The following is an 11,672-nucleotide window of genomic DNA, read 5'->3' as shown; positions in this document are numbered from 1 at the left end:
AATTTAGTTTTTGAATATCGTGATTTAATTTTTGAAGTGTTAAAATATCAAGATTTGTTATTAAATGAAGAGCAAATAGATAATTCTAAAATTGAAAATGATTAGTAATTTATGTTCGAAAAATTTGGAGGTATATAGCAATTTCATACCCCAAATTTTATTGTCATACTTTTTATTTAATAATGTAAAATAGCAAACTTGAGAAAGTTCTTTTTGCTTTTATATTATTTTTATTTCTAGTTCCATAGATTCCATTGTATAAAAATTTAATTTCTATGATATCACTATTCACTCTAAATTTTAGTTTATATGGGGGAATTCCTTCTGCGTCATGTGTCCTAACAACTATGTATTGATCAGGATATACAGTTGTATAACTTTCTTTTAATTCATATTTAGGTTTATTTGATAAAACACTTTCTTTATTAGAAGAATATTCATATAGTTTAAGATTTTTAATTTCGTACTTAGGGAATCCAATAACAAAAAATGTATCAACATTTTTATCTAATTCTATATAATGTGCTATTGCATATTTTTCAAATAATTCTTCGTATTTAGTATTTTTGTAAAACTTATATTCAACTTCGTAATATTTACTTCTTTTAAAGAAAAAAATTATTCCTAAAATAAAAATGATAATAGTTATTAATGGGCTAAATTCTTTAATAAAATCGATAAATGAATTATTTAATAATTGGTTCATATCGCTCTCTTTCTCTCTATTTTTTAAAATCAATAGATACAAATAAAAAAACAGTATAGCAATATGCTATACTGTTTTTAACAAAACATTTCCCAAATTGGAGCGGCAACTCCAAAAGGTTATTTAATTAGTTCTGTTACAACTAATTAATTATATGTGTATTTATTTAACTGTTAATTATATTATAACATGTTAGTTTATAAATCAAACACAAAACTCCTTTTAAGCTGTCCTATCTGGGAATTAAAAAGGAGTTTTTATTATGTCAGAACAATTTTTTACTATTCAACAAAACTACAAAGAGAAATTCTTCAAACTACCACAAGTATTTTTTACAAATGAAAAATACAAACCACTATCCAATGACGCAAAAATCGCCTATGCAATTTTAGAAAATCGTTTAAGTATCTCGATCAAAAATAACTGGGTTGATGAAAACGGAACAATTTATTTTATTTATACTAATGAAAAATTAATGAGTTTTTTAAACTGCAAAAAAGAGAAGTTGTCAAAACTAAAAAAAGAATTAGAAAATGCTAATTTACTAATTCAAAAAAGACAAGGTTTAAACAAACCGAACAAACTTTATCTGATGAAACCAATCATTACAAAAGATGATATTTACACAATTCAAGCATATGAAAATGACGAAACTCCAACGGACACAAGGAAGTTCGAAAATCGAACTTCAAGAAGTTCGAAAATCGAACTTCAAGAAGTTCGAAAATCGAACACTAATAAGACTGATATTAATAAGACTGATATTAATAAGACTGATAATGACTTGAATGATATGAATGATAGAGAAGAAGAAAGTAATAAAAAAGATATTCAAACAAATCATGCAAGTCATTCAAGTCATAATTCAATTACAGATGATGAAGCAATAAAAGATTACTACCTAAATTCAGAAGCATTAGAACTCTTACCAAAAATCAAAAGTGTATTAAGCAGCTTTAACAGTACAGATATTAAGATTATTCTTAATACGTTATGGAAAGCACTGGCTTCTTTTGAAAAAGACTGTGAAGAAAGCAACTTAGATAAAGGCTATTTTGCAGTTGAAGATATTGAAGATGAAATAGAAGCCGTTTTAAGACGATTTAAAGGGGCATTACACGTTAAGAAGGAAAATGTACAGTCAATGCAAAAATACCTTATGACGAGCCTTAAAAGAGCCTTAGAAAAGCAAAGAGATATATTAAAAGCAGAAATCAATTATGAAGTAATGAACAATTGGTTAGAAACAGATAAAAAAGAAGATAATCAGCAACAATTTGTAAAAAATGAAGAGCAGACTTTTGCAACTGACGATAAAAATCTAAATGATCTCATTGCACGGTTTAGAAATAGCTAAAAAGATCTAGGAGTAAAAAATTGAAAAAGAAAAATCAATCAGAAAGATTAACAAATCAACATAAAAAATCTAAAGGAGTAATAGGAATATTTGGAGAATTAGCCAAGAAACATGATGTATCTGTTAGAGATTTATCAAAATTAGTGTTAAAAGGCTTAGAAAATACATATCCTGAATTAAAATTTAGATTTAGAGCAAGTGTTTCCAAAAAGGAAATAAATGATTCATTGAAAAAATTAGATAATTATTTAGGACAAACATTATTTGTAGAAAAAGCCCGTATAACTCCTGATGGAGGATTTATAGAAGTACAAGATGATAATGAAAATTGGAGAATAATATTAGTATCCGAAGCTAAATTTCAAGGGAAAGATATAGAGAATATAAAAAAAGGAAATTTAGTTGGTAAAAATAATGATCAAGATATTATGCACGCTGGTAATGCAATAGAACGTTCACATAAAAATATATCTGAAGTTGCTAATTACATGTTATCTGAAACACACTTCCCATATGTGATATTTTTAGAGGGGTCTAACTTTTTAACTGAAACGGTTAATATTGAAAGACCGGATGGACGTGTAGTTGAATTAAAATATCATTTAGGGTCGCTAAATAGGTTAGATAGGTTGAGTGCAGCAAACTATGGAATGCCTTTTAACACTAATTTATGTAAAAATAGATTTGTTAGTGTTGAAGATAATGCAGTTATGCTTCAAGCAGCTTCTATGTACACAACAGGTGATGGTAGGAGATGGGAGCCAGAAAAAATGCTTGAAATTATGTTAGAAATAGCAAATATGTCTTTACAAATATTGGGTAGTGATATATTTCTGCAATTAACTGCGAATAAAGGGAATGAGTAGAATTAAAGTGAGAAAAAATGGAAATGAACTTTTAAGAAAAGCAAAAAAAAATAAAAATGATGAGTTTTACACTCAATTTATTGACATAGAAAGAGAAATGAAGCACTATCAAAATCAATTTAAAAATAAGGTAGTCTACTGTAATTGCGATGATCCTACTAAAAGTAATTTTTATAAATATTTTGCTTATAATTTTGAGAAATTAGGAATAAAAAAATTAATAGCATCATGTTATATAGATGATGAGTTAAGTATATTTAACTATGACCAAGAGAAGACTTGTGGTTATTACTATGAATATACTGGAAAAAAAGAAGAGATACTAGTACCGACCTTAAATGAAGTAACATACTTTGAAGGTAATGGAGACTTCAGAAGTTCAGAAAGTATAGAACTATTGTTACAGGCAGATGTAGTTGTGACAAACCCTCCTTTTTCTTTATTTAGAGAGTATGTTGAACAAATAATTAAATATGAAAAAAATTTTTTAATTATAGGTAATATTAATGCAATCACTTACAAAGAAATATTTAAATTAATACATGAAAATAAAGCATGGATGGGAATAAACATGGGACGTGGCATATCTGGATTTATCGTTCCAGAACATTATAACCTTTACGGTACAGAAACACGCATAGATGAATTTGGAAATAGAATAGTTTCTTCTAATAATTCTTTATGGTTAACCAACATAGATCATTATGTGAGGCATACAGACATTTTGTTAAATAAAACATATAAGGGAAACGAAGATAAATATCCAAAATATGATAATTATGATGGAATTAATGTAGATAAAACTAAAGATATACCTAGAGATTATAGGAAAGCTATGGGAGTTCCTATAACATTTTTGCATAAATTTAATCCAGAACAGTTTGAAATAATAAAATTCAGAAAAGGAGATGATGGTAAAGATTTATCTATAAACGGAAGAATACCCTATTTTAGAATATTGATAAGAAATAAAAAGATATAGTAAATAATAGTTATTAAAATTTAAGAAAAATACAAAAGTGAAGGTTATGTAAATTACTTCTTTTACCAAATTTAGCAGTCTTATAAACGAACGTTTATAAGACTATATTTGGAGTAAAATAATAGTAATTAGGTTTCTCTCTTAATCTTCATTAGTTAATGGTACAACAAGCATTTTGCTTGTTGTACTTTTTTGTTTTCACTGCCTATATTTGTATATTATATTCAAGGTATGATTTTTAGCTAAAATATGAGTTTTCAGACACACTTTAAAAAACGACTTTAATAAAGCGACAGAGAGAGACGAAAACATATCCCTTAGACATATTCATCATAAAAGAAGAGAAACGCTTATATAACGCTTAAATTAAAGATTTCAAGCATTAGTTTAAAATAGGTATAATATAAGCAATATATCAGTAAATGAGTGATAAAATGGCAGAAATTTATGGAATGAAAGATTTATCTGAATTACTGGATCAATCAAGAATTCAAGTGAGAAGAAAAATAGAAAAGTTAAATATAAAAGCAATCAATGAAGATACAAGAGAATATGCGACAGAGCCTTTACAATATGATTATGATACTTATTTACGTTTAGCAAAGGAATTTAATGTACCAATAAATGAAACAGAAAATGAACAAGCTAGTACAACAAATGTTCAAGGAAGTACAAGTGATGTACAAGTTGACAAAGGCAACAATGATAGAGAGATAATCGAAATATTAGAAAGAGAATTACAGGGTTATAAAAAGATAGTAGATAAAAAAGATGAACAGATAAAAGAGCTAAATAAACTGTTAGACCAACAACAACAACTTACTTTAATGTTTAATACAGAAGTTGAAAAATTAAATTTAAAAGTTCAAGAATTAGTAGAACAAGAAAATGAAGAGCAGATAAAAAAAACAGAAGATGAACAAGCTAGTACAACAAATGTTCAAGGAAGTACAAGTGATGTACAAGCTGAAAATAAGCGAAAATGGTGGAAGTTTTGGTAGATATTAAGTATGAAACTATTTCTGATAAAGAGCCTTATTTAAAACCTAGAAATTGGTTGGACGGCTCTTTTACATCTCTCTAGATTAATACTCATAGATCACAAAAGATCCCACTAGTACTGTATACTAGTGGGATCTTTTGTTTTTAAAACACAAGAAAAAAGACATAGTTATAAAATCTATGTCTTTCACTTTCACATATAATGCTTTCCTAATTATTTTTTGTATAAAATGAAATTCTTAGAAAAATCTCTTCTAGGTATGATTGAATATGAATTTTTTCCTGAAGCATACATATTTACCCAGCCCATGCCATAACCGCTGTAAGCTTTTGATTTAACAGTTTCAAATTGAGATCCTGTTGCAAACTGAGTAAGGATGCCAATTGGAATAGCACCATATACACCACTAGTAAACCCTGTAACTAAAGCAATCCACCCCATATAATAGCTATTTCTATTAACATAAGAAACATAGCTTCTTAACTCTCTGTTCCCCATATATCCTTGCTCTCGAATATATTTTCCAAGTCTAATAACTTTTATAGATTGTGTAGTAACTAGGTTAGAATTATTCTCAGTAAAACTATTTTCACTTAATTCAGTTTGATATTTTTCTTCAATCTTTTTAACAGTCGGTGAATTTTGTAGTTTTTTTATAATTTCAGGTGGTATTTCCTCATTAAAAGGAATGTCTTTTTCTAGTCCTAATTCATCTAATAAATTTTGATATAGCTCATAGTCAAATTCGGAAGAGAAGTTGTGAGAGATAGGTGGTACACTTTTTCGGAAATCAATTTCTTTATCAGTACTAAATGCGTTTGCAGATGTAACATTTGTAAGATTTTGACTAACTAATAAAATTATTAATGTTAAAGATACTATTTTACTTATTTTAAGTTTCATAAATTTTAACCTATACAATATATATGAAAGTGTTTACAATATAACTTAATAATAAAAATAAAGGAAGTATTCTATGAAATTTTTCCCTTTTTATAATCTTGTTTTATTAGTATGCATAGGAGTATTTTTAATATTATTTGGTACTATCTTGGATAGTAAAAACTTTTTGTTTGAAGTCACTTTATGTGGTGCTGCTTTGATTGGGCATTCTATTTATAGTAGTATAATGTTTAGTCAAAAAAAGTATGAGAAATCGCCCAAGGTATCTAAATAGATAACCTTAATCATGTTAGAAATTACTTATTTAACAACTGGAAAAAAGTTAGAAATCATCAGGTTAATAGAATTTACTAAAAGTTTTTTAGATAAAGTTCATGAGATAATAACGGAGTATGATTTCAGAGATTTATCACCAATCACTCAAGAAGAAAGAGAAGAGAGTGCTCAAAGAAAATTAGATGATATTGAAAATGTTTATCAAGAATATCTTGAAAATAAAGATGCATATATTAAATTAGAATCAGATTATGATTTTGAAGAATATAGTAAAAAAAATATACAGGCTGAACATAAGCATAAATGTATGAATAAGATTTTAAACTATTTTATGTAACACAGTGATAATTATGTTTCTATCAAAACATTGATAAATCAATGTTTTGTTTTATTATATATATTTAAGTAACATAATGATATTGTTGATTTACTAATAAGTAACATAACGAGGTATGAAAATGGAATATGTAGAACCAATCAGAACAACTGAAGACATTCAAAAAATGAAGAACGCTCTGAACTATTATGGTGGTAAAAGAGATGAGTTCTTATTTACATTAGGTATTAATTGCGGGTTACGAATCAGTGATATATTGAAACTGAAAAAGTATGATATTAGCGACTACAAATTAAGATTTAGAGAATCTAAAACAAGAAAACTAAATACATTACCTTTATTTCATATACAAAAAGAAATTGATGCGTATATAGCGTTGTTTGAAGATGATGAGTATTTATTTAAATCTAAAAGAAGTAATAGACCGATCCAGCGTGTACAAGCGTATAGAATATTAAATAGAGCTGCAGATGCGATTGGTTTAAAACATATTGGGACACATAGTTTACGTAAAACTTTTGGCTATCATTACTATCAGAGAACACAAGATATTAGTTTATTAATGGAACTGTTTAACCACAGTTCTCAATCTGTCACGTTAAGATATATCGGTATTCATCAAGATGTCATCAATGAGACATTCAGTAACAATTTTAGAGGATTATAAAAAGCATTAACAATTCTCTTTCATAATTCACTATGTATATTATTAGAGTTTATAGAACTATGAAAAGTGACAATTATTAAATATACTCGCCATAAACAAATAAAAACTCATATATAACACTAAAATAGACAGCTAAATATATAACTAATATAGTTGATACATGAACAAGCAGCTTGGTCTAAATTAAAAAGAAGTACGAAATATAAATATAAAAAAATATTAAAAGAAATATCTGATGTTGATATTACAGATGACTTAAAAAAGTTTTGAACGAAAAACATCAGGAATTGAGTGAAAAATTGCAGAATTATATAGGTATGTCACACCATGACAAGTTATATGATTTTATATCAAAAAACCGTCACAAAATGAATAAGTACTTAAGATGTTCACTTCCTAGTCAGAAATATTTAAATATTTATTTAAATTAAAAAATAATCATATAAAAAAGGAGAAATATTACATGTCGAGAAAAACATACTTATTTTTGCTTATCGTTTTATTCCTTAATTCTATCAGATATTCAGGAGTCCTTTTAGAGGGAAATAGTAGCTTATATTTTATTATTTTTTTTATAATCAATCTAAGTGCGTTTATAATTTTATTAATTTTTAATAATAAAATTATACAATCTTCTCTTGATAAAAAAAGTATATAAAATAAATTATTTTCTACTTCGATCAAAATAACGTTTTTATGAACAAATAGTTAATTTGTATCATTCAGGTAAACCTAGAAAGGATATCGCTAAAGAACATAGTCTCACACATTCAGCTTTAGATCGGTGGATAGAACAATCTAACACAACAGGTTCTTTTAAACATAAAGATAAACTTTCTCCTGAAGAGAAGAAAATCATTAAACAGGAAAAAGAATTAAGAAACTTAGAGTGAAAAGTGATATTTTAAAGCAAGCCGCTCTGATTATGGGGCGAAAATAGAAGTCATTCGAAAGAGTACATCAATAGCTATAAAGCATCATTGAACGCAGTAAGATTCCCTCACCAGAAACGCAAAGCGTTTCGTTTTCTCACACTCCATTTCGCTAAGTAGTTATTTGTTTTGATTCTGACACTAATCTATTCTGCGTTAGCAATGCAAGGGTAAACATGCAGTTAATCCTAATTCGTACACTCATAAGGATAACTAGCCCTTGCATCACACTATGAATAGATTAAATACGTGTCACAAAACAAAATATATACTGCTTCATTTCAGTGAGTGTAGTAGAAAAAAGGACTGGTATACATGAGAAAAATATTTATAGAATAATTATCACAGAAAAGTAAGGATTTATTTACACACTTAGCTAAACAGTTTTCAAAAGAAAATAACATAAATTTAGATGAGTTACTTGACGGATTAGAAAGTAGAATAAGTGATTTACAGCATGATTCAGAAAGTACTTTAGGATTTAGAATTTGTGAGAATCCAGAATGTAGAGAGCTATTTAATGACGGATATATGATGGAAGATGACTGTGAGAACTATTGTACAAAAGGATGTGCAGAAAAAATATAACCAGACATTGTAGAAGAAGATTATGACACATACACAATTTTTTGGACAGAATGGCAACCAGAATAATATGCTATAATGTATAACTTATGCCTTATATCACTTTAGTTTAAGATACATATAATATGGACTATTTAAAACGTCCGTCCAGAAATATGTCGTCACATTTCTGGCTATAGTAAAAATATACATGGAAGCACTCCTAAACGGAGTGCTTTTTATTACTTTACAGTTCCATACCTCTGTTGCGTTTGCGTCTATGTTTTTTCTCTTTCTCACTCATGGTTTCAGTTTCGTGTACACGTCTATTACTTTTATTCATGTATTTTGGCATACGTTCTTTAAATATTTCGCTAAAACTACTCAATAAATCAGTTAAATTTAAACGTGATGAAGAATGAGGAACTTGCTTTAAGTCAATCGATTTTTCTTTAGAGTCATTGTTATTATCTTTATCAAACATGTCATATTTTTCCATGTGTTTAATCGATTGTCTATCATTTTCAATATGAATCTCATCTCTTAAAAATTTAATATCATTACTAGAATTAGGGTTGATATTATATTTTTCTAATAGCTTTTCTGTACTGTCATATAAAACATATTTATCAAAATCTGTTTTATATTCCTTAGATTGTTTTTCGTTTACTAGACTTAATAAATGCGTTATTTCTTTTCTTTCTTCTTTGTTAAATCTTGGAATATAACGACCATTTTTTAACATTTCAATCGTATTTTTTCTTCCATGAAATTCAATAAAATCTATAAAATCTTCTTTTTCTTGTGTGCTTGTTGTTTCAATAAAAGATTTATATTCCCTATCTTTCGGGAATATATCTTTTATTTTTATATCATAATAATCATTAATAATTTCTTTTGCAGCTTTTAATTCAAACAGTTTATTTTTATAATAATCTATCTTCGGTGCGTTTTCTAAATGACTATGTTTATTTTCAACAATATCTTTTAAAGTTAAATTGTCTTCATCTAAAAAAACCTTTAACTTTTTAGAGAAAAACTTATCTTCTCTATGGATAGAATTTAAACTTATATCACGTTTACCGAGAATTGTATTTAAACTGATCTGTGCTTCTAAAAATCTTTTTTCTTCCACAAATTCTGATAAGTTTTCTTTTACAGGCATATCATTCAAATCATTATTAATTATCTTATCTGCAATAAATATCTTTTCTTCTTTTGAAAAATGTTCTATTTCAGTAGGATAGTTTTCATCAAAAAATTCATTCGCTCTACGTTCAAAAATAGCATTAATTTTTTCTAATTTTTCTTCTCTATCTGATAATTGATCTAATTTAATTTCTCTTTTTTCAGGGTCTAAAAGTAGTGTTTTATTTTTTAAATCACTAATTTTTGTCTGTTCTTTATAAATGTTTTTTGGATCAACATATAACTTTAAAGTCTTAGCAAGTTGTTTTAATTCAATGCTATCTTCTTTATTTAAGTAAGGTAAAACATTTTCTTTTTTAGATATTTTATTGTGAACAGATTGAAATTTATCATCAATTTTCTTTCTGTTTTCTTCCCTAATTTTATCATTATATTTTGAAACTTCTGATTGAACTCCAGTTTCATCTTCAAATTTTCTTGCTTTCCATCCTTCAGTTTTTGTGGGTTCTAAATCAATATTTCGATCAGCATAGGACTGTGCAGAGACTCTACTTGTAAAATTGTTTTTTTCTAAATGTGTGTTCTGAATTGTTTCCCAACGCTTACGCCATTCAACATTTTTTTCTCTATTATCCCAATCTCTAACCTTTTTATTTCCAATTCTTTTGGGTTCGAAATTTCCTTGTTCATCGATCCCTCTTAATGTACATAACAAGTGTGCATGGGGATTTTGTGTGCTCAATTGATGGATATTTAAATCTACAATCATACCTTCGTCAGATAAACTTTCTGCAAAATCTTTTGCGAGTGCTTTGTTCTGTTCATCGTCAAATTCTGTTGGTAAAGAGATGATGATTTCCCTAGCTAATTGTGCGTCTTTTCTTTTTTCTAAAAGCTCAATGCTGTTCCATAAATACGTTCGATTTTTAAACTCTTCAGGGGCATGTTCAGGTAAAATAATTTCACTATAATTACATTGTTTATTTGAATAATCTTTAACCTTATCTTCTCTAATATCTTCAATACGACTTGCAGAATTATAAGCAGCTTTTGCGATAATATTTTGTCCTTTTCCTCTAGAAACGATAGAAGTATTTAAACGATACATAGCCATGAGCAACACACCTTTTTAAAAGAATTTAATATCGAGCGTAGGCGAGATCACCATACAAACGGATACTTTAGTATCAACGTTTGGTGCACGATGTCGTTTACGACGTATAAGTGCACACTTACAGGGTCTTAGCTTTATTTTAGTATCAGGTACTGACTCTGTAAAGTGAGATCCTTTGAGGACATATAAGCCATTCAGTTTATTTTTGAGTATAATAAGAATTGAGAAACATGGTTTATGCTGAGAAAGACACTCCCTAAGAATCTAGATGAAATTGGGATAAATTTTAAAATAGGAGAGTCAGCTTTGGAATACATTAATCATATTTTAAAAATTTTTGAGATAATTTATGTAAATTTTAATATGCCAATGGTTATATTAATTTTTATTTTAGTTTTTAGAGAAAATATAAAAAGCTTCATAGACCGAGTTATAAACATTGATTATAAAGGTTATTCAATTTCTTTACTTGATGGATTTAGTTCTGATTTAAGATATGCAATTAAGGAAGTAAGCGAGGAAAGTAATAGAAAGCTTAAAAATAATTCTAAACTAGGTCAATTAGGGTCTAGTGGAGCTGGTGGAGGTGGTCCTCCCATAGGAGCTGGAGGAGTACCATTGGGAGTTGAAGAATTGCCGTTCAATTCTTCAACGTTAAACAATAATGCCGTTATACAAAATTCTATAGATAATAAAGGAGTTATAGAAACGGTAATTCGATTATATGAGATATTTAAAAATAAAGATTCATCGGATATCTTAATAGATAAACATAATGAAACATTGAATTTTTCTAAGCGTAAAATAGGTGATTTT

The 11,672-nt window shown here is 27.5% G+C and carries 11 protein-coding genes; 8 read left to right on the top strand and 3 right to left on the bottom strand.

Features of this window, described 5'->3' with window-relative positions; genetic code table 11:
- Nucleotides 1–172: 172 nt before the first annotated feature.
- Nucleotides 173–706, bottom strand: coding sequence for a hypothetical protein (locus H9D55_RS08045; RefSeq protein WP_186078424.1), 534 nt, complete (start codon nt 704–706; stop codon nt 173–175).
- Nucleotides 707–968: 262 nt separating this feature from the next.
- Between H9D55_RS08045 and H9D55_RS08040 the strand changes: the two genes are divergently transcribed.
- From H9D55_RS08040 to H9D55_RS08025, 4 genes are all read left to right on the top strand, one after another.
- Entirely contained in the window at nt 969–2,063 is a 1,095-nt protein-coding gene (locus H9D55_RS08040; protein ID WP_186078423.1) for a replication initiator protein A, read from the top strand.
- Nucleotides 2,064–2,083: 20 nt separating this feature from the next.
- Nucleotides 2,084–2,929 (top strand): EcoRI family type II restriction endonuclease, encoded by an 846-nt coding sequence (locus H9D55_RS08035; protein ID WP_186078422.1) that lies wholly within the window; start codon nt 2,084–2,086, stop codon nt 2,927–2,929.
- Entirely contained in the window at nt 2,922–3,911 is a 990-nt protein-coding gene (locus tag H9D55_RS08030; protein WP_186078421.1) for an adenine-specific methyltransferase EcoRI family protein, read from the top strand. The genes H9D55_RS08035 and H9D55_RS08030 overlap by 8 nt, the downstream gene beginning before the upstream one ends.
- A 434-nt stretch (nt 3,912–4,345) precedes the next feature.
- Entirely contained in the window at nt 4,346–4,912 is a 567-nt protein-coding gene (locus H9D55_RS08025) for a DUF536 domain-containing protein (RefSeq protein WP_186078420.1), read from the top strand.
- A 215-nt stretch (nt 4,913–5,127) separates the two neighbouring features.
- On the opposite strand, the gene H9D55_RS08020 is transcribed toward H9D55_RS08025, so the two are convergent.
- Nucleotides 5,128–5,817 (bottom strand): hypothetical protein, encoded by a 690-nt coding sequence (locus tag H9D55_RS08020; RefSeq protein ID WP_186078419.1) that lies wholly within the window; start codon nt 5,815–5,817, stop codon nt 5,128–5,130.
- Nucleotides 5,818–6,103: 286 nt separating this feature from the next.
- On the opposite strand from H9D55_RS08020, the gene H9D55_RS08015 reads away from it, so the two are divergent.
- The 3 genes from H9D55_RS08015 (at nt 6,104) to H9D55_RS08260 (ending at nt 7,990) form a co-directional block, all read left to right on the top strand.
- Nucleotides 6,104–6,430 carry a hypothetical protein gene (locus H9D55_RS08015; protein ID WP_186078418.1) on the top strand — a complete coding sequence of 109 codons (327 nt, stop codon included), beginning with the start codon at nt 6,104–6,106 and terminating at the stop codon, nt 6,428–6,430.
- A 121-nt stretch (nt 6,431–6,551) separates the two neighbouring features.
- Nucleotides 6,552–7,097, top strand: a complete 546-nt coding sequence (locus H9D55_RS08010; RefSeq protein ID WP_186078417.1) for a tyrosine-type recombinase/integrase — start codon at nt 6,552–6,554, stop codon at nt 7,095–7,097.
- A 704-nt stretch (nt 7,098–7,801) separates the two neighbouring features.
- Complete coding sequence (locus tag H9D55_RS08260) at nt 7,802–7,990, top strand: protein kinase family protein (protein ID WP_377274993.1); 189 nt, start codon at nt 7,802–7,804, stop codon at nt 7,988–7,990.
- Nucleotides 7,991–8,840: 850 nt separating this feature from the next.
- Here the strand turns inward: H9D55_RS08260 and mobQ are convergent.
- Nucleotides 8,841–10,856, bottom strand: coding sequence for a MobQ family relaxase (gene mobQ / locus H9D55_RS08000; RefSeq protein ID WP_186078415.1), 2,016 nt, complete (start codon nt 10,854–10,856; stop codon nt 8,841–8,843).
- 306 nt (nt 10,857–11,162) lie between these two features.
- Here mobQ and H9D55_RS07995 point away from each other — a divergent pair.
- The coding region (locus tag H9D55_RS07995) for a hypothetical protein (protein WP_186078414.1) at nt 11,163–11,672 on the top strand (510 nt) is incomplete at its 3' end.

The organism is Phocicoccus pinnipedialis, from assembly GCF_903994035.1.
GTDB lineage: Bacteria > Bacillota > Bacilli > Staphylococcales > Salinicoccaceae > Phocicoccus > Phocicoccus pinnipedialis.
The sequence above is the reverse complement of the archived record's forward strand: the minus strand, read 5'-3'. Positions and strand labels throughout refer to the sequence as shown.